Annotated in this window: 16 protein-coding genes, 1 tRNA gene and 2 pseudogenes; 8 read left to right on the top strand and 11 right to left on the bottom strand. The window is 68.7% G+C overall.

The window, feature by feature from the left end:
• Positions 1 to 6: 6 nt before the first annotated feature.
• Together grpE and dnaK are read right to left on the bottom strand one after the other, a co-directional pair.
• Positions 7 to 738 (bottom strand): nucleotide exchange factor GrpE, encoded by a 732-nt coding sequence (gene grpE / locus HC362_RS15865; protein WP_243084617.1) that lies wholly within the window; start codon positions 736 to 738, stop codon positions 7 to 9.
• On the bottom strand, positions 735 to 2,606 hold the full coding sequence (dnaK, locus tag HC362_RS15870) for a molecular chaperone DnaK (protein WP_243084618.1): 1,872 nt from the start codon (positions 2,604 to 2,606) through the stop codon (positions 735 to 737). The genes grpE and dnaK overlap by 4 nt, the downstream gene beginning before the upstream one ends.
• Before the next feature lie 292 nt (positions 2,607 to 2,898).
• Between dnaK and HC362_RS15875 the strand changes: the two genes are divergently transcribed.
• From HC362_RS15875 to HC362_RS15885, 3 genes are all read left to right on the top strand, one after another.
• The gene (locus HC362_RS15875; RefSeq protein ID WP_243084619.1) at positions 2,899 to 5,238 is read left to right on the top strand and encodes a (Fe-S)-binding protein; all 2,340 of its coding nucleotides are present in this window, start codon (positions 2,899 to 2,901) and stop codon (positions 5,236 to 5,238) included.
• Positions 5,239 to 5,636: 398 nt separating this feature from the next.
• Positions 5,637 to 6,041, top strand: coding sequence for an ATP-binding protein (locus HC362_RS15880; protein WP_209268228.1), 405 nt, complete (start codon positions 5,637 to 5,639; stop codon positions 6,039 to 6,041).
• Between the two features lie 211 nt (positions 6,042 to 6,252).
• Entirely contained in the window at positions 6,253 to 7,257 is a 1,005-nt protein-coding gene (locus HC362_RS15885; RefSeq protein ID WP_243084620.1) for a Yip1 family protein, read from the top strand.
• Between the two features lie 121 nt (positions 7,258 to 7,378).
• Here HC362_RS15885 and HC362_RS15890 read toward each other — a convergent pair whose 3' ends face one another.
• The 3 genes from HC362_RS15890 to dcd form a co-directional block, all read right to left on the bottom strand.
• Complete coding sequence (locus HC362_RS15890; RefSeq protein WP_243084621.1) at positions 7,379 to 8,968, bottom strand: ricin-type beta-trefoil lectin domain protein; 1,590 nt, start codon at positions 8,966 to 8,968, stop codon at positions 7,379 to 7,381.
• Between the two features lie 444 nt (positions 8,969 to 9,412).
• Complete coding sequence (locus tag HC362_RS15895; protein ID WP_243084622.1) at positions 9,413 to 9,910, bottom strand: phosphoribosyltransferase; 498 nt, start codon at positions 9,908 to 9,910, stop codon at positions 9,413 to 9,415.
• Between the two features lie 44 nt (positions 9,911 to 9,954).
• Positions 9,955 to 10,530, bottom strand: coding sequence for a dCTP deaminase (gene dcd, locus HC362_RS15900; RefSeq protein ID WP_209268040.1), 576 nt, complete (start codon positions 10,528 to 10,530; stop codon positions 9,955 to 9,957).
• A 491-nt stretch (positions 10,531 to 11,021) separates the two neighbouring features.
• Here dcd and HC362_RS15905 point away from each other — a divergent pair.
• Positions 11,022 to 11,092: transfer RNA gene (locus HC362_RS15905), tRNA-Gly, on the top strand.
• Positions 11,093 to 11,157: 65 nt separating this feature from the next.
• Here the strand turns inward: HC362_RS15905 and HC362_RS15910 are convergent.
• Both HC362_RS15910 and HC362_RS15915 read right to left on the bottom strand, forming a co-directional pair.
• On the bottom strand, positions 11,158 to 11,481 hold the full coding sequence (locus HC362_RS15910) for a helix-turn-helix transcriptional regulator (RefSeq protein WP_243084623.1): 324 nt from the start codon (positions 11,479 to 11,481) through the stop codon (positions 11,158 to 11,160).
• A complete protein-coding gene (locus tag HC362_RS15915) occupies positions 11,481 to 11,849 on the bottom strand; it encodes a type II toxin-antitoxin system RelE/ParE family toxin (RefSeq protein ID WP_243084624.1) in 369 nt (122 codons plus the stop codon). The genes HC362_RS15910 and HC362_RS15915 overlap by 1 nt, the downstream gene beginning before the upstream one ends.
• Positions 11,850 to 12,393: 544 nt before the next feature.
• Here HC362_RS15915 and HC362_RS15920 point away from each other — a divergent pair.
• Positions 12,394 to 12,516: pseudogene (locus HC362_RS15920) on the top strand (esterase); the annotation flags it as partial.
• An 81-nt stretch (positions 12,517 to 12,597) separates the two neighbouring features.
• On the opposite strand, the gene HC362_RS15925 reads toward HC362_RS15920, so the two are convergent.
• Positions 12,598 to 13,455, bottom strand: a complete 858-nt coding sequence (locus tag HC362_RS15925; RefSeq protein ID WP_243084625.1) for an NAD(P)H-binding protein — start codon at positions 13,453 to 13,455, stop codon at positions 12,598 to 12,600.
• Between the two features lie 81 nt (positions 13,456 to 13,536).
• Here HC362_RS15925 and HC362_RS15930 point away from each other — a divergent pair, with 81 nt between their 5' ends.
• On the top strand, positions 13,537 to 14,472 hold the full coding sequence (locus tag HC362_RS15930; RefSeq protein WP_243084626.1) for an AraC family transcriptional regulator: 936 nt from the start codon (positions 13,537 to 13,539) through the stop codon (positions 14,470 to 14,472).
• A gap of 112 nt (positions 14,473 to 14,584) precedes the next feature.
• On the opposite strand, the pseudogene HC362_RS15935 reads toward HC362_RS15930, so the two are convergent.
• Positions 14,585 to 14,933: pseudogene (locus tag HC362_RS15935) on the bottom strand (hypothetical protein).
• A 163-nt stretch (positions 14,934 to 15,096) separates the two neighbouring features.
• Here HC362_RS15935 and HC362_RS15940 point away from each other — a divergent pair.
• Positions 15,097 to 15,681 (top strand): dihydrofolate reductase family protein, encoded by a 585-nt coding sequence (locus HC362_RS15940; RefSeq protein WP_243084627.1) that lies wholly within the window; start codon positions 15,097 to 15,099, stop codon positions 15,679 to 15,681.
• A 7-nt stretch (positions 15,682 to 15,688) separates the two neighbouring features.
• Here HC362_RS15940 and HC362_RS15945 read toward each other — a convergent pair whose 3' ends face one another.
• Positions 15,689 to 16,084 carry a hypothetical protein gene (locus tag HC362_RS15945; RefSeq protein ID WP_243084628.1) on the bottom strand — a complete coding sequence of 132 codons (396 nt, stop codon included), beginning with the start codon at positions 16,082 to 16,084 and terminating at the stop codon, positions 15,689 to 15,691.
• A 299-nt stretch (positions 16,085 to 16,383) separates the two neighbouring features.
• Here HC362_RS15945 and HC362_RS15950 point away from each other — a divergent pair, with 299 nt between their 5' ends.
• The gene (locus HC362_RS15950) at positions 16,384 to 16,581 is read left to right on the top strand and encodes a hypothetical protein (RefSeq protein WP_243084629.1); all 198 of its coding nucleotides are present in this window, start codon (positions 16,384 to 16,386) and stop codon (positions 16,579 to 16,581) included.
• A 244-nt stretch (positions 16,582 to 16,825) separates the two neighbouring features.
• Here HC362_RS15950 and HC362_RS15955 read toward each other — a convergent pair whose 3' ends face one another.
• The gene (locus HC362_RS15955; protein ID WP_243084630.1) at positions 16,826 to 17,311 is read right to left on the bottom strand and encodes an MSMEG_6728 family protein; all 486 of its coding nucleotides are present in this window, start codon (positions 17,309 to 17,311) and stop codon (positions 16,826 to 16,828) included.
• Between the last annotated feature and the right edge of the window lie 158 nt (positions 17,312 to 17,469).

Consider the following 17,469-nt stretch of genomic DNA (forward strand, 5'->3'; position numbering starts at 1 on the left):
ACGCGGTCAGCCCTCGTCCGGGCCACCGTTCTCCTCTTCAGCCGCCGACGCCTCGGCACCGGCCTCACCCTTGCCGCCCGCACCGCCTGCGGCACCGGGCTGCGGCTCGGCGACCCCGACCCGCGCGGGACGGATGGTCCGCTCGCCGATTCGGTACCCGGGCTGGAGGATCTGCACGCACGTCGTCTCCGTGACATCCGGCGAGTAGGAGTGCATCAGCGCCTCGTGGACCGTCGGGTCGAAGGGCTCGCCCTCCTTGCCGAACTGCATCAGGCCCATCTTGGCCGCGACCATCTCCAGCGACTCGGCGACCGACTTGAAGCCGCCCACCAGCTCGCCGTGGTCCCGCGCCCGGCCGATGTCGTCGAGCACCGGAAGCAGCTCGGTCAGCAGGTTGGCGACGGCGATCTCCTTGACCGCCGCGCGGTCCCGCTCGACCCTGCGGCGGTAGTTCTGGAACTCCGCCTGGAGCCGCTGCAGATCCTGGGTGCGCTCGTTGAGCGCCTTGCGGGCTGCCTCCAGCTCGGTGGCGGGACCGCCCTCGGCGGCCTCGCCCTGCTCCGGGCCCGCGCCTTCCGCCTCCTGCGTGGTCACCTCGGCCTCACTGCCCTGCGCTTCCCCGGCCGGCGCCCCGGGCGCCGTCTCCTCGGAGACGGCTGCCCGGTCGGCATCGGTCAGCTCACCGGCGTCGGCGGGAACGTCAGGCTCCTTGCCGAAGCCCGCGGTCTCCTCCGTCACGCCGCACCGTCCTTCGGCTTCTGGTCCTCGTCGACGATCTCGGCGTCCACGACGTCATCGTCGCCGCCCTCGGGCTTGCCGGCACCCGCGCCCGCCGCGCCGGCGCCGGCCTCGGCACCGCCGGCCTGGGCCTGCTGGGCCTCGGCGTAGAGGGCCTGGCCGAGCTTCTGGCTGGTGGCCGCGACCTTCTCGGAAGCCTCGCGGATCGCCGCGGTGTCGTCGCCCTTGAGCTTCTCCTTCAGGTCCTCGAGTGCGGACTCCACCTCCGACTTGGTGTCGGCGGGGACCTTCTCCTCGTTGTCCTTGAGGAACTTCTCCGTGGTGTAGACGAGCTGCTCGGCCTGGTTGCGGGTCTCGGCTGCCTCGCGGCGCTTGTGGTCCTCCTCGGCGTACTGCTCCGCCTCGCGCATCATGCGCTCGATGTCCTCCTTGGGGAGGCTGGAGCCGCCGGTGACCTGCATCTTCTGTTCCTTGCCCGTCCCCAGGTCCTTGGCGGAGACGTGCATGATCCCGTTGGCGTCGATGTCGAAGGTGACCTCGATCTGCGGCACATTCCGCGGGGCCGGGGGCAGACCGGTCAGCTCGAACATGCCGAGCTTCTTGTTGTACGCCGCGATCTCCCGCTCGCCCTGGAAGACCTGGATCTGCACCGAGGGCTGGTTGTCCTCGGCGGTGGTGAAGGTCTCCGAGCGCTTGGTCGGGATCGTGGTGTTGCGCTCGATCAGCTTGGTCATGATGCCGCCCTTGGTCTCGATACCGAGGGACAGCGGAGTGACGTCCAGCAGCAGGACGTCCTTGACCTCACCCTTGAGCACACCGGCCTGGAGGGACGCACCGATGGCGACGACCTCGTCCGGGTTGACGCCCTTGTTGGCGTCCTTGCCGCCGGTCAGCTCCTTGACGAGCTCGGCGACGGCCGGCATCCGGGTGGAGCCACCGACGAGCACCACGTGGTCGATCTCGGACAGCTGGATGCCCGCGTCCTTGATCACGTTGTGGAACGGCGTCTTGCAGCGCTCCAGCAGGTCCTGGGTGAGCTGCTGGAACTGCGCCCGGGTCAGCTTCTCGTCCAGGTGCAGCGGGCCCTCGGCGGACGCGGTGATGTAGGGCAGGTTGATCGTCGTCTCGGTGGACGAGGACAGCTCGATCTTCGCCTTCTCCGCGGCCTCGCGGAGGCGCTGGAGGGCCATCTTGTCCTTGGACAGGTCAACGCCGTGGCCGGACTGGAACTGCTTGACCAGGTAGTCGACGATCCGCTGGTCCCAGTCGTCACCACCGAGGTGGTTGTCACCGTTGGTCGCCTTGACCTCGACGACACCGTCGCCGATCTCCAGCAGGGAGACGTCGAAGGTACCGCCACCGAGGTCGAAGACCAGGATGGTCTGGTCCTCCTTCTCCAGCCCGTAGGCCAGCGCGGCGGCGGTCGGCTCGTTGACGATCCGCAGCACGTTCAGGCCGGCGATCTCGCCGGCCTCCTTGGTGGCCTGCCGCTCGGCGTCGTTGAAGTACGCCGGCACGGTGATGACCGCGTCGGCCACCTTCTCGCCCAGGTACGACTCCGCGTCCCGCTTCAGCTTCTGCAGCACGAAGGCGCTGATCTGCTGCGGGTTGAACTGCTTGTCGTCGATACCGATGTTCCAGTCGGTACCCATGTGCCGCTTGACCGACCGGATGGTCCGGTCGACGTTGGTGACAGCCTGGCGCTTGGCCACCTCACCGACGAGCACTTCGCCGTTCTTCGCGAAGGCCACGACGGACGGCGTGGTCCTGGCGCCCTCGGCGTTGGTGATGACGGTGGGCTCACCGCCCTCGAGAACACTGACGACGGAGTTCGTCGTACCCAGGTCGATGCCGACCGCACGAGCCATTTCGGGTTCCTCCAGCTTGGTCTTGAGTGAAGCTGACTCAAGAGTGCACGACCGGAGAATTTGCGTCAAGAAGACTGAGTCGGGGTGGCTCAACCTCTGTGATTACCGTACGCGCATGGCCGCATGCGGACCCTTCTCCAGACGCCGTGGAGGGACACTCACTGTGAGGCGACACAAATCACCGAGGCGCGCGGTACAGCGATCCGCGACAAGTGGGTAGTCTCGTACGGACTGGATAAGTTACTGCTTAGTAAACGCCGTACACGCCGCCTCCGTGCTCCGAGGAGCCGTTATGCAACTCGCCGCGATCGTCGTCACGCTGCTGCTCACCGCGGTCGGCGTTGCGCTGTTCGCCCGCGCCATCGCGCAGATCTACCGCTTCGTCAAGCTCGGGCAGCCGCTCCCGGCCGGCACGCGGAAGGACAGCCCCAAGCAGCGAACGGCCACGCTGGTCAGGGAGTTCCTCGGTCATACGAAGATGAACAAGTGGGGCGTCATCGGCGTGGCCCACTGGTTCGTGGCGATCGGCTTCCTCACCCTGCCACCGACCATCGTCAACGCCTACGGCCAGCTCTTCCAGGCCGACTGGACGCTGCCGGTCATCGGCGGCTGGCTGCCGTACGAGATGTACATCGAGTTCATCGGCTTCGCCACCACCGTCGGCATCGCCACCCTGATGGTGATCAGGCTGCTGAGCCTGCCCTCCCGGGCCGGCCGCAAGTCGCGCTTCTCCGGCTCGAAGATGTGGCAGGGCTACTTCGTCGAGTGGATCATCTTCGTCATCGGCGTCGCCATCCTGATGCTGCGCGGCCTCGAAGGCGCGCTGCACCACGTGGACGGCTACGACCCCGCCTACTTCATCTCGTATCCGCTGGTCGCGGCGTACGACGGGCTGGACGTCGGCACCCTGCAGAACCTCGTCTACTTCTGGGCGCTGATCAAGCTGGGCACGACCATGATCTGGATGATCACGGTCGGCCTGAACACCAACATGGGTGTGGCCTGGCACCGCTTCCTCGCCTTCTTCAACATCTGGTTCAAGCGCGACGCGCGCGGCGAGGCGGCGCTGGGCGCCCTCCAGCCGATGACGTCCGGCGGCAAGGTCATCGACTTCGAGACGGCCCTGGACGACGAGAACGAGGAGGAGGTCCGCTTCGGCGCCTCCCAGGTCGAGGACTTCTCCTGGAAGGGCATCCTCGACTTCTCCACCTGCACCGAGTGCGGCCGCTGCCAGTCGCAGTGCCCCGCGTGGAACACCGGCAAGCCGCTCTCCCCGAAGCTGCTGATCATGTCGCTGCGCGACCACGCGTACGCCAAGGCGCCGTATCTGCTGGCCGGCGGCGGCAAGACGATGGAGGGCGAGGAGAAGGCCACCGCCGAGCAGCTGGCCGACGTCCCGCAGGCCGCGCTGGACGAGGCCGAGCGCCCGCTGGTGGGCACCGCCGCTGAGGGCGGCGTCATCGACCCGGACGTGCTGTGGTCCTGCACCACCTGCGGCGCCTGCGTCGAGCAGTGCCCCGTCGACATCGAGCACGTCGACCACATCGTCGACATGCGCCGCTACCAGGTGATGATCGAGAGCGCGTTCCCCTCCGAGGCCGGGACGATGCTCAAGAACCTGGAGAAGAAGGGCAACCCCTGGGGCCTGGCCAAGAAGCAGCGGCTGGAGTGGACCAAGGAGCTCCAGAAGGAGGCCGGCTTCGAGGTGCCGATCGTCGGCAAGACGATCGAGGACCTGACCGAGGTCGAATACCTGTACTGGGTCGGCTGCGCCGGCGCGCTGGAGGACCGCGCCAAGAAGACCACCAAGGCCTTCGCGGAGCTGCTGCACATCGCGGGCGTCAACTTCGCCATCATGGGCGGCGACGAGAAGTGCACCGGCGACTCGGCCCGCCGGCTGGGGAACGAGTTCCTCTTCCAGCAGCTGGGCGAGGAGAACGTCTCCACGCTGAACGCGGCGTTCGGCGAGGACGACGAGGCCCCTGAGACGCGGAAGCCCAAGTCGTCCAAGAAGATCGTCGCGACCTGCCCGCACTGCTTCAACACGCTCGCCAACGAGTACCCGCAGCTGGGCGGCCACTACGAGGTCATCCACCACACCCAGCTGCTCCAGCACCTCATCGACGAGGGCAGGCTGGTGCCGGTCACCCCGGTCGAGGGGCTGATCACCTACCACGACCCGTGCTACCTGGGCCGCCACAACAAGGTGTACACACCGCCGCGCGAGATCATCGGCCGGGTGCCGGGGCTGCGGAACGAGGAAATGCACCGGCACAAGGAGCGCGGCTTCTGCTGCGGCGCCGGCGGCGCCCGCATGTGGATGGAGGAGCGCATCGGCAAGCGCATCAACAACGAGCGCGTGGACGAGGCGCTCTCCCTCAACCCGGACATCGTCTCGACGGCCTGCCCGTTCTGCCTCGTCATGCTGACCGACTCGGTCAACGGCAAGAAGGCTGCTGCCGAGGGCGGCTCCGCCACGGGTGCAGCCGTCAAGGAGAACCTCCAGGTCGTGGACGTGGCCCAGCTGCTGCTGGACTCCGTCAAGACGCCGGGCGAGCCCCCGGCGGCCGACGGCGAGGCGGAGAAGGACCCCGAGCCGGGGCCGGACCCGGAGCCGGAGCCCGCGAAGTAGCCGCCCGCTCGCGAGCCACCCGCTCGCGAGCGGCCCGCTCCGGGCCTTCGGTGGCCTGATCCGAGCGCTTCTCCCGGTGCACAAGGGCCGGTCCCGTACTCACGGGGCCGGCCGTTGCGCGTTTTCCGGCAAGTCGTGGTCAAATGCGATCAGTTAAAGCACCACACGAGCCAAACCGCTGTCGCGGTATACCCATTGCAGCGTGCCGGGCCTAGCCTCCTAACCGCGCTCACGCACGCGGAGCGGAGCGACTGGAAAGGCGAGGAGGAGCACCAGGTGGCGGACCGTGAGGCCCCGGGTCCTACGGCCCAGGACGGACCGGCCGGAAGCGACCGGCCACCGGGCCCCCGTACGGGCGCGGCCACCAGGCACGCCGCCGACGTCCGGGAGGGCGCTCCATGCTGACCCCCGAACTGCTGTGCCGCCTCCGCTTCACCCTCCGTGACCTGCCACGGCTGCGTGCCGAGGTGGAGGCGCGGGCCGCGTCCGCGGGACTGAACGAACCGCGCCGGGGCGAGTTCGTCGTCGCGGTCGACGCCGTGGCCACCAACGCGGTCGAACACGCGGGCGGCGGCGGCCAGCTCGTACTGCGCCACCTCGGCGACGAGCTGGAGTGCCAGGTCGCCGACTCCGGCCCCGGCTTCACCGAGGACGTCATCCCCGAACTGCTGCCCGGCCTCGAAGGCGCCACCAGCGGCCGCGGCCTGTGGCTGGCCAAACTGGTGACCGACCGGCTGACCGTCGCGGACGCGGCAGGGCAGGGCTCCGTCGTCACCTTCGCCGTCCGCCTCCGGGGAGAGTGACAGCGGCCCCTCTCCGGGGAGAGTGACAGCCGTCCGCCTCCGGGCCGAGTGGGCCCTCCTTCTCGGTGAGGGTGCGACGCGGGCTTCTCCGTCCCAGGTGGGGGCCGCGGCACCCGGTTCCCCTAGGGGATGTCACAGGTCAGCAGCGATGTCCGGCCATCTCACCCGGCTGTGGCACGTCGGACCCGCGGAACACGGTACGTTCGATTGCGTGGCTGGTTTCAGGAGCGGACGCGGCCGGGACTCCCGGGGCGCGCAGCAGCATGGGCAGTACCCTCAGCACCCTTCGGGTCCGCCGTACCCGCAGCAGGGGCCCGGCCCCTGGCAGGGCGGCGGCCCTGGGCCCGGCGAGCCGGAGTACTTCGGCGACCCGCAGCCGCCCCACGGCGCACCGCACGGAGCGGCCCCGCACGGCGGGCAGCCCGGCGCCCCGCAGGGCTGGCACGGGCAGGATCCGTACGCCAACAACCCCGGCCATACCCAGGCGTTCAGCATTCACGACCCGTACGGCCCGGAGGGCGGCGGACCCGGCGGCCCCGGCCCCGGCGGCCCAGGCGGTCCGGGTCCGTACGGCCCCGACGGCGGCTACGGCCCCCAGGGCGGCGGCCAGGACGGCTACGGGTATGCCGACGGCGCCACCTACCACGCGGGCAACGCCCCGGCACCGCCGTCCGGCCCCCGGCTGCCCTGGAAGGAGCTGCTGACCGGCATCGTCCTGCGGCCGAACGCCACCTTCTGGCAGATGCGGGACTACCCGGTATGGGGCCCGGCGCTGATCGTGACGTTCGTCTACGGGCTGCTCGCGGTCTTCGGCCTCGACCAGGCCCGCGAGGACGTGCTGCACACCGCGCTCTCCCAGGCGATCCCGTACGTGCTGATCACGGGCATCGCCGTGGTGATCGCCGGGCTCATCCTGGGAGCCGTCACCCACACACTCGCCCGTCAGTTCGGCGGGGACGGCTCCTGGCAGCCCACGGTCGGCCTCGCCATGCTGATCATGTCCCTGACGGACGCACCCCGGCTGGTCTTCGCCCTCTTCCTGGGCGGTACGGCCACCCTGGTCCAGGTGCTCGGCTGGGTGACCTGGGTGTTCGCCGGGGTCCTGTTCACCTCCATGGTGAGCCGCTCCCACGACCTGCCCTGGCCCAAGGCGCTCGGTGCCTCGGCCATCCAGCTGCTGGCCCTGCTCTTCCTGATCAAGCTGGGCACGCTGTAAGCACGGAGGCAAGCACGGAGCCGCGCCCGGCCCCCTTGTGGGAGGCCGGGCAACGGCCGTACTCGCACTGCTCCTTCACCCGGTGAACCGCTGCGTCCTCACCCGGTGAACCGCTGCGCCCTCACCCGGTGAACCGCTGCGCCGCCGATCCGTCGCACCTGGCGAGCTCGGCCCGCGCCTCGGCGCTCGGCAGCGTCACACACAGCCCCGAGTCCGAAGCGGGCCGCAGGGTCGCCCCGTTCCGTACGAACTGCTGCGCGCCGGCGCCCGAGCAGTTGCCGAGCTCCAGCTCGGCCCCGTCCTCGACGCCGCCCTCGCTCTGTACGCACCGGTCGTGCGTCTGCCCCGCGTAGAGGGCCTTGCCCGCCGCGTCGTACCACCACAGCTGGTTGCGCTTGTCCGCTCCGCCGCACGCCCAGCCCCGTACATCGGTGCCGACCGCGCTGGCGGCACCGTCGGCGTCCAGGCAGCTCCCGGTGCCCTCATTGCGCAGTGGCTTGAAAACGTCGTCCCAGGCGAGCTGGTACAGCTTCGGCTGCCCGGTGCCGACGGGGTCGGCGCAGGACGCCTCCCGTACGCCCTGCTTCCCGGCCTCGTACATCTGGGTGAAGCACGAGGCGAAGGCGCCGTGCCCGCGCTTGTTCGGGTGGAACGACTGGCGCACCGAGTTGGAGTCCGGCGGGAACGGGTTGGTGAGGTCCACGTACAGCCCGCGCGCCCAAGTGGTCTCCATGCACACCTCGTGGCCGTGGAAGAGCCGGGAGGCGTCCAGGTAGCTGGCGCCGGTACGTTCGGCCGCCGCGCGGATGCCCCGCTCGAACTTCGGCACCGCCGAGTTGCGGCCCCAGCCCGCGTCGCTGGTGTACCCGACGCAGCCCCCGGCGAGCTTGCCGGGATACTTGGGGTTGTCCTTTATGTCAGGACCGATCGGGCTGGGGTAGGCCATCAGCACGAGCTGGTAGGCGTCGTCGGCGTAACCGGCGTTCCGCATCACCGTCCTGAGGTCACCCACTGTGCGCTCCACCTTGGGCGTGAGCCCGTCGACCCGGGCCTGCCAGCCGGGGTCGTACTTGGACTCGCACGGCCCCTGGAAGGTGAGGTAGCGGGTGACGCAGTCGGTGATCACCGGCCCGAACTGGAGATCGTCGTTGGCGCCGACGACGAGGATGATCTGCTTCAGCCGCGTGTTGCGGGCCTTGATGGCGAGACTGTCGCTCTGCACGAGCTCGTCGGCGTACTGCTTGGCGCCCCCGATCCGTACGTTCTCCGTACTCGCCCCGGAGCAGGCGACGTTGTACGTCACATCGGCTGCGATGCCCGTACGGTGAACGGCCGCGTCCGGCGACCTGTGACACCAGTTGTCCGGCCCGTCGGTGCCCGGCTCGTACGTACCGACGCCCTCGCCGGAGATCTCGCTGTCGCCCAGCGAGATGAGACTCGTCTTACGGTCGGCCATGGGCCGCTCGTCCGGGCTGCCGTAGAGCTTGCGGGCCTCCTCGGCCCGGATCTTCTCCAACTCGGCGGGCAGCGGCGTACTGGCCACGGCCTTGGCCCCCGCCCTCGCTTCGGCCTTCGCCTCGGTCTTCGCCTCGGCCTTCGCCTCGGCTTTCGTTCCGGCACCACTGGGGGGCACGGCAGCCGCCGCCCCCGCGCCCCCACACACCATGAGCAGAGCCGCCGCGAGCGCCGTCGCGGATCTCCTACGCGCCATCAGGTGGTCTCCCTACGGCCGGCAACTGTGGTTACCAGCGGTACCTACCCGCAGGTACCGGAGAAGGGAACCACCCGTGCGGGGAACGAGTGGCGGGATCGCGCCGACGTTGCCCAGGCAGCGCGTGGCACTCAGTCGCCACGACATCGACCCCGGCGGCGGCCTTGAAATCACCGCCGAGCCGCACAAGCCGTACCCCTCGGACGGGGCTCCGGCTTGCCCACTCCCAGAGGCCGCCAGCGGCCGCCGGACAGCGCCGGACACCGCCAGGTGTCATCAGACATCGATCAGACGTGGGTCAGACGTGGGTCAGGCGTCGCCAGACGTAGGTCAGGCGTGCGGATCAGCGACGGCCAGGCGTGCCGGATCAGCGACGGCCAGGCGTCGGCCAGGAGTCGGCCAGGCGTCGGCCAGGAGTCGGTCAGGCGTGAGGGTCGGTGACGGTCAGGCGTCGAGAACCTGACCCTCGCGGCGGACGACAGGAGGCTCGACGGACCAGGGGAAGTTGATCCACTGGTCGGTCCGCTTCCAGACGTAGTCGCACTTCACCAAGGAGTGCGACTTCTCATAGACGACCGCGCTCCGCGCCTCGGCCACGTGCTCGGCGCAGAAGTCCTGCACCAGCTTGAGCGTCTTACCGGTGTCGGCGACATCGTCGGCGATGAGGACCTTCTTGCGGCTGAGGTCCACGACATTCGGCACGGGCGGCAGCATCACCGGCATGGCGAGCGTCTCGCCCACACCGGTATAGAACTCCACGTTCATCACATGGAGGTTCTTCACGTCGAGCGCGTAGCCGAGGCCGCCCGCCACGAAGAGGCCGCCCCGGGCGATCGAGAGGATGATGTCCGGCTCGTACCCGTCGTCGGCCACCCGCTGCGCCAGCTCCCGGATGGCCTGCCCGAAGAGTGTGTACGTCAGGTTCTCGCGCTCGTCACTCACAGGCGGCTCTTTCCACTCTCTCGACTCGACTTCTTCTCAGCGGCTCATACGTGGGTACGGTGAAAGTTCAGGTACGAGCGGGAGGGAGTGGGCCCGCGCTGATTCTGGTAGCGGGAGCCGTACTGCGCCGACCCGTACGGATGCTCCGCGGGGGACGTCAGCCGGAACATGCACAGCTGGCCGATCTTCATACCGGGCCACAGCTTCATGGGCAGCGTCGCCACGTTCGACAGCTCCAGCGTCACATGACCGGAGAAGCCCGGGTCGATGAAGCCCGCCGTCGAGTGCGTCAGCAGCCCCAGCCGCCCCAGCGAACTCTTCCCCTCCAGCCGCGAGGCGACATCCTCCGGCAGCGAGATCACCTCGTACGTGGACGCCAGCACGAACTCCCCGGGGTGCAGGATGAACGGCTCGTCGCCCTCGGCCTCGATCAGCCGCGTCAGATCGGGCTGCTCCACGGCGGGGTCGATGTGCGGGTAGCGGTGGTTCTCGAACACCCGGAAGAAACGGTCCAGCCGGACGTCGATACTGGAGGGCTGCACCATCGCCGGATCGTAGGGATCGATCCGCACCCGGCCGGCGTCGATCTCGGCCCGGATGTCCTTGTCTGAGAGAAGCACGGGCCGAGACTACGCGCATGAAGCGGGGCCGGCCCAATCGGACCGGCCCCGCCCCAGCGAGGGACGCGCTCTCGGGACCCCGAGAAGACCGCGCCCCCTCACCTCTCACCTCTTCCGCTGCCGCCCCACGGGCACCGCCTGCCGCAGCCGCCCGCACTGGGGACAGCGCAACAGCCGCCCTGGTCCGATCCGGGAGGACCCCAGCTGCTGCATCGGGAACGTCGAGGTGCTGAACACGTGCCCCTCGGCACACCGGACAACGGTGGATTCCATCGCTTCCCTCTCCCCAGTTACGTGGATGCGTGGACGACAAAAGCCACGTTAGGGGATGAGTCCGACGCCCTACCGCCCGGCACTCCGCCCCCACCGTACGCCCCCCAACTCGCCGCCCCCACACCCCGGAACAGCAAAAAGACCCAGGCCAATATGCGGCCAGGGTCTCCCATGAGGTACAGTGTCCGACGACGAGCCACCCCACCATCCGGCTCCTCGCGGGCGTAGTTTAATGGTAGAACATGAGCTTCCCAAGCTCAGAGCGCGGGTTCGATTCCCGTCGCCCGCTCAGAGATGAACCCCCAGGTCATGGACCCGGGGGTTCGATCGTTGTCGAGCAGCGACATGCACCGCTCAGGCCGCATACGGGGTGAAGGTTACCCGGGAGTCTTCCGCTGTGAGCGCGACGTTCAGCGAGCCGTCCAGGGCCTTGGCGAGGCGACGCAGCAGGGGAAGCGTCGGGACGGTGTCTCCACCCTCGATGCGCGAGATCTGCGGTTGCGTCATCTCCGCACAAGCGGCCAGTTCGGTCTGAGACAGGCCGAGTTCGACGCGGCGGTCGTAGATGGCCTGCCCGAGGTCACCGGCGAGACGTGCGTCGATGTACTCCTGGTCGTACTCCACAGCTTCACCGAGAAGCTGCTTGGCACGACGCGTCTTCCACTGGTTGTGGTTCATCACGCCTCCCTGACTCGGTCGTAGGTGTGCTGGGCCGGACCATGCTCGGCCTCGCAGGCTTTCTGCGCCTGATGGGCCCGCTCGATCTCGGCAGTCTCATGCATTCTGGTCTTGCGGAAGACGGTCAGCAGCACGATCCGACGGCCCGGGGCGAGCCAGTAGGGGATACGGACGGCATCCCCGTCAAGTGCCAACCGCAGCTCACGCAGCTTGCCGCCCAGGTGCCGCGAATACGGCTCGCCGAGTGTCGTGGGCTCGGCAAGTAGACGGTCTGCCTTGTCCTCCACTCGGCGGTAGAGGCGGAAGGGCAGCAAATCAAGCCAGTCCCGCACCTCGGGCTCAACCTCGATCACATACTGCCCATCCACGCACTCAAAGGTATATGCATGCGATTGCATACTGCAAGCTCACGCGAGGGAGCATGGCAGGTTCGCGGCCACTGGCTGCGGTCAAATACCGACTAAAGCAGCACGGGCACGTACCACAGCATCCCCGGCATCCCCCCCGGCGGCGCGCTCTGCGGCCCCCCAGAGGGGGCACCCAGTCCATCTGACACCGGTCAGCCGAAGCCGTATCTGCAACCGCGACCAGGGCACGTGCGAACGCGGAGTTCAGCACCGTCGGCCGCCGTGCCCGATGCGTGCCCGTCAGGGCGGCGATTCACAGTCAACAGCGGCTCTCCAGGACCTGCCCCAGCACTGGCCCAGGGAGCCACGTTTCAACAGGTCAGCACCGGGTTCCCCGCTTGATGTCCGGTACTTCCCAAGCTTAGAGCGCAGGTTCGATTCCCGTCGCGCTCCAAGGAATCAGGCCCAGGACAGGGGATCCCCAGCCTGGGCCCTTGTGTTGTCCAGGCCGCTCGAAGCGTCTTGCACCAGATCCGCACCCGAAGGCTCCCCCGTCGCCCTTCTCGGCGGCTCCCTCGCCTTCGTCGACCCCGAACACGGCATCGCCTTCAGCCACGCGAGGAACCACCTCATCGGCGGCCCCCACGACGTCCGTGCAACCTCACTGGTCGACGCAGTGGGCGAGTAGCCGGCAACAGCCCTGTTGCCCGCTGCGGCGGGCTGCAGGGTCTGCAGGGTCTGCAGGGTCTGCACTGGACGATGGTCGCCCCTACCCGTCGGTTGCGGCCTGTACGGGGTTCCAGGCTCCTGTGGCGGCGGTTTCTCGTACGTAGTCGGTGAAGTCCCGCGGCTCGCGGCCCAGGGCCTGCTGCACGCCGTCGGCGAGGTGGGACCGGCGGCCGTCGAAGACCTCCGCCATGAGGTCTGCCAGCTGGGCGGCGAATGGGGCGGGCGTGCCCAGGTCGATCAGAGTGGCGATGAACTGCTCGGTGGTGACGGGCACGTAATCGATCTTGCGGCTGGTCTCGTTCGCGATCTCCTCGACCGCGTCGGCGAAGGTCATCAGCCGCGGGCCGGTCACGTCGTAGGTGCGGCTGGTGTGACCGGGCTCCGTCAGCGCCGCGACTGCCACGTCGGCGATGTCCTCGGCGTCGGTGAAGGGCTCTGTCACGCCTCCGACCGGCAGCGCCACCGATCCTGCTCGGATCGCTCCGGCTAGCACGTCCTCGCTGAAGTTCTGTGTGATGAAGCCCGTGCGGATGACGGTCCACGCGGTTCCGGACTCCTGCACGGCCCGCTCACAGCGCACGGCCTCCGCCGCGCCGCGATCTGCCACCAGTACGAGGTGCTGCACGCCGTTGCGGGCCGCCAAGGAGGAGAACGAACGGACTGCTGCGGCGGCGCCCGGGAATGCCGCGTCCGGGATGTAGGCCACGTAGACGGATCGGACTCCGCGCAGGGCGGGCGCCCAGGTGGCCTGGTCCCGCCAGTCGAAGGGTGGTTCACCCTTTCGGGAGCCGATTCTCACCGGCAGCCCGCGTGCTTGGAGTCGGGATACGATCCGGCGCCCGGTCTTGCCGGTTCCGGCAAGGACCAGGGTGAGTTGGTCTTCCACTGGCTTGTTCATGCTGCCAGTCAACGACTTGATGCGTGGGTGGGCCATCGTTGAGAGACGCGTCTTCGTGCTTGTGCGTCTACGCTGCTGTCCATGGACCCGCTGGCGAGCCTCCTTGACGGTCTGAGAGCCAGGGGAGCCTTCGTGCAGCGATCCATCCTCGATCCGCCGTGGTCGGTTCGGGTCCAGGACGGGGCGCTGGTGTGTGTCGTGACGGTCGTGCGGGGTGCGGCATGGGCGATTCCGCAGCGCGGCGAGGCGGTGCGGCTCGGCCGTGGCGACGTTGCGGTGATGAGAGGGCCGGATCCCTATACGTTCGCGGATCATCCCGAGTCGCCGGTCCAGGTCGTCATCCACCCCGGCAGACGGCGCACCACCCCGGGCGGGGCGGCACTGCGCCAGGACATGGAACTGGGGCTGCGGACCTGGGGCACCAGCCCGGACGGCTCGACGACCCTGGTGATCGGCAAGTACCAAAGGCCCGACGAGGTCGGCTGGGGGCTGCTTCGGGTGCTGCCCCCGCTGTTGGTTCTCAACTCTGACGCCTGGCACTCGGCCTCACTGGGGGATGTGCTCGCCCACGAGGTCGCCCGGCAGGGCCCCGGGCAGGACGCGGTGCTGGACCGGCTGGTGGATCTGCTTCTCGCCGATGTTCTGCGGACATGGTTCGCGCGTCCGGGCGAGGACCCACCAGTCTGGTACCGGGCCCACAGCGACCCGGTGATCGGCCCCGCTCTTGTACTCCTGCACTCCGACCCGGCCCGGCCGTGGACTGTCGGTGCTCTGGCGGCCAAGATCGGGATCTCCCGGGCGGCGCTCGCCCGTCGGTTCATCGACCTGGTGGGTGAGCCGCCGATGAAGCATCTCACCAGTTGGCGCATGAGCATTGCGGCTCGCCTCCTCCGGGAGCCGGGAAACACCCTTGAGAGTGTGGCCAGGCAGGTGGGCTATGGGAGCGCGTCCGCATTCAGCACGGCGTTCAAACGCGTGCACGGCATCAGCCCGCAGCAGTACCGCACCGGGGACTGACCAGCGCTGATGAGGCTGAAAGCCATGGCTGGGTGAGAGTCCGGTTCGTGAGAATCCGGTTCGCCGTATCCTCCCGCAGGCTGTTCCGCTGCTGCCGAGCCGTCTCCTTCTGTCAGTCGGGGAGATCGGGCCGGTCCGCAACGTAGCCGGGCTTCGGGTCGTCGAAGTGTTTGTGCATCTGGGCGGTGTTTGTGCATCTGGGCGGTGTTTGTGCATCTGGGCGGTGCAGCAGGACGCGACGGAACGGGGCTTCTGTTCCCGCATGAGCCGGGAGGCGGGCCCGCCGCGCAGGTCGAGGACTGCCGCACCTGCTGACAGACGGCGTCGGCGGCTTCGCGTTGTCGGGCGGGGGTGTCCTCCCAGTGGGGTGGACACCCGGCCTTCGGCTCGCCCGGGAAGTGCCGCCGCACACCGGCGATCCCTGCGTCGCGGAGTAGTCGCACGCCCTCCGCCTGGGACATCTTGCCCATCCCTTTCGTCGGTTCGCGCCGAGGGCCTTGATGTCGTCGGCGTGTCAGGCCGATGAGTTTGCCGGTTGTCTGAAGTCTGCCCTGTGACATTCCCGCCCCGTCGGCGGATCAGGGAGCGGCAGACCAGCGCCATGGAGGAGAGAGGGAGACCAGGATGACCAATCCCATTCGGCTGTACATGTCGATGTCGCTCGACGGATACATCGCCGGCCCGGACGATCGGCCAGGGCAGGAGCTCGGACGCGACGGCGGGCGGCTTTTCAACTGGCTCGACGATCGGGAGTCCGACGGTCCGAGCGGCCAGGTCTTCCGCGAAGCGATGGCGACCGGCGCGGTGATCTCCGGCCGTCGGACCTTCGAACTCGCCGGGCGCTGGCAGGGCGACCACCACGACGGCGTGCCGATCTTCGTCCTCACCCACCAGGTGGACGGCAGGGACGTACCACCCGGCCACGCGCGTTTCGTCACCGATGTCGAGGACTGCGCCCGCCGGGCTCGCGCGGCTGCCGGGGACCGGCCGGTCATGGTCCATGGGGCAGGGGCGGCCCAGGCACTCCTCCGAGCCGGGCAACTGGACGAGATGGAGATCCACCTGGTCCAGGTCCTCCTCGGGGACGGCCGAAGGCTGTTCGACCACCTGGGCAGTGATCACATCGAACTCGACCTCGTTCGGCGGCTCGACGATCGAGACGTCACGCATCTTCGCTACCGGGTGCGCCGACCCGAGGTGGCCGCTTGAGACCCGGTCAGGCCAGCGCAGGCATGAAGCCGCCGCGAGCGGTGCCCGAGGACAGCAGGGCAGACCAGTCGAGTGTCTCGGGCAGGTGCTCCAAAGAGAGAACGACTGCTCCGCCGGCCTGCTCGGCATCCGCGCACCAGTCGCCCATGCCGCGCGACGCCGTGCCATCGTCGGCTCCGCCGACCACCGGCGCAGCAAGAGCGGGGACGACGAGCCCGTAGTCCCCAGGTCCGTCCACGACGCACAAGGTGAGTCGGGGAACGATGCTCCAGTCCTCGCACAAGGGCACCATCCCGTCCGGCGCGGTCAGGAGCGGCAGGACATCGTGGACAGGCGCGTCCGCCAGCAGAAGCACCGGCGTGGCACCACGGACGAACAGGGTCTTCTCAGGATCCAGCAGCACCGGACCACTCTCGCAAGCCGAGGCGTCGGGACGGCAAGAGGGGTGCCGAGGCGGCCGACGAGCCCGCATCGGCCACGATCACCGAGGCAATGCCCGGCATGCGCACGCGCGCCAGTTCGTTCGGCGATCCCGCCGTCGTGGTGAGCTGTCTCCGGTGGGGTCACTGCGGGGTCGCTGTTGCGGTACAGCAGCGAGGTACAGGAACCCTCGCAGCCACAGGCAGCCCACACCACCAACCACCCCACCCGTGGTTCGGGACGAGCATGTCGCAGGGCGCTCGGTTGGTCCTACCGTGGGGTGTGCGCAACGACCGACACGATGAACCGCTCTCCGCCGAGGAACTGGAGCTGTTCTTGCAGTACCTCCACCGTTTCGCTCGGCACGATGTAGATCTGTCCCTCCTGTTGGAAGCCGGCGATCCTGACCATCCCTGCTTCGTGACGCTGAGTCGGGACCCCGTTCCCGGCATCGACCAGGCCGCCTACCGTCGGCCGTGACATCCGGCATCTGCCCAGCTCAGCCCCGCAAACAGCGCCACCGACCCCCGTGATTCCCGAGCAGAGAGCGCGGGCTCGATTCCCATCGCTGCTCCTTGGCGCAGGACCAGTCAGTGGCGGCGGTCTTGTTTGTTGTCGGTGTCGTCGGCGGGGCCCGTCTCTCCCCGGACCGCTCGGGTGGGAACTACTCGCATCGCCGGCCCCGACCTCCTTTTGTACGCGGAAGGAGTGACGGCCGGCATTTTCAGGGCTCGGAAGGTGGGTCGCCGGAACGGTCCGAGGTCGGCCAGACATATGGCAGGTCATTCGGCACGTCGGGGAAGAGCGGCGCGTAGATGTCCGGGTCCTTGCGTACGAGCGCTGAGCGGTGGCTGCGGTGGAAGGCGTCGTCGCCGAGCCATGGAGGCAGTTCATCCGCGGCGGCCAGTTGCGCCTGGTGGCGCACCGACGTACCGGGACGGAAGGCGAGGAGGTCGGAAACCAGTGTGGCCGCGCAGCGGTCCTGGTGGCCCTGTTCCCGCCACAAGTTGCAGACTTCCAGGCCATATCGGACCAGCGCTTCCTCATAGCCCGCCCACATCCGTACGGCTGGATGGTGGCGCCAGCCATAGTCCGGCACGGTGAGACCGCGAAGGACCTGCACTGCTTCGACCCGCTGTTTTCCGAGTCGGCGGCGGTCCAGGACCATGGCCGAGGACCTGAAGCCGGGGAAGGGCAGGAACGTCTGCATACCGTCACCCCTGCCGTCATCCCTGCGAGGCAGGGAACTCCTCGTAGGAGAAGGCGCTGCCCGGTGCGAAGCGGAGCCAGTCGTCGGCCTCCTCCCACGACTACCACGCCCGAGGGCAACCCGCGAGTGGGCTGCGGACGGCGTCCATGGAGTCCGTC

The organism is Streptomyces sp. 891-h (genome assembly GCF_022760275.1).
Taxonomy (GTDB): Bacteria; Actinomycetota; Actinomycetes; order Streptomycetales; family Streptomycetaceae; genus Streptomyces; species Streptomyces spirodelae.

Bases quoted from the DNA above. Each gene is read 5' to 3' on its own strand.
- dnaK (WP_243084618.1), bottom strand. From the start codon at position 2,606: ATGGCTCGTGCGGTCGGCATCGACCTGGGTACGACGAACTCCGTCGTC.
- HC362_RS15930 (WP_243084626.1), top strand. From the start codon at position 13,537: ATGGACCCGCTGGCGAGCCTCCTTGACGGTCTGAGAGCCAGGGGAGCC.
- HC362_RS15880 (WP_209268228.1), top strand. From the start codon at position 5,637: ATGCTGACCCCCGAACTGCTGTGCCGCCTCCGCTTCACCCTCCGTGAC.
- HC362_RS15910 (WP_243084623.1), bottom strand. From the start codon at position 11,481: ATGAACCACAACCAGTGGAAGACGCGTCGTGCCAAGCAGCTTCTCGGT.
- HC362_RS15890 (WP_243084621.1), bottom strand. From the start codon at position 8,968: ATGGCGCGTAGGAGATCCGCGACGGCGCTCGCGGCGGCTCTGCTCATG.
- HC362_RS15875 (WP_243084619.1), top strand. From the start codon at position 2,899: ATGCAACTCGCCGCGATCGTCGTCACGCTGCTGCTCACCGCGGTCGGC.
- HC362_RS15955 (WP_243084630.1), bottom strand. From the start codon at position 17,311: ATGCAGACGTTCCTGCCCTTCCCCGGCTTCAGGTCCTCGGCCATGGTC.
- HC362_RS15925 (WP_243084625.1), bottom strand. From the start codon at position 13,455: ATGAACAAGCCAGTGGAAGACCAACTCACCCTGGTCCTTGCCGGAACC.
- HC362_RS15940 (WP_243084627.1), top strand. From the start codon at position 15,097: ATGACCAATCCCATTCGGCTGTACATGTCGATGTCGCTCGACGGATAC.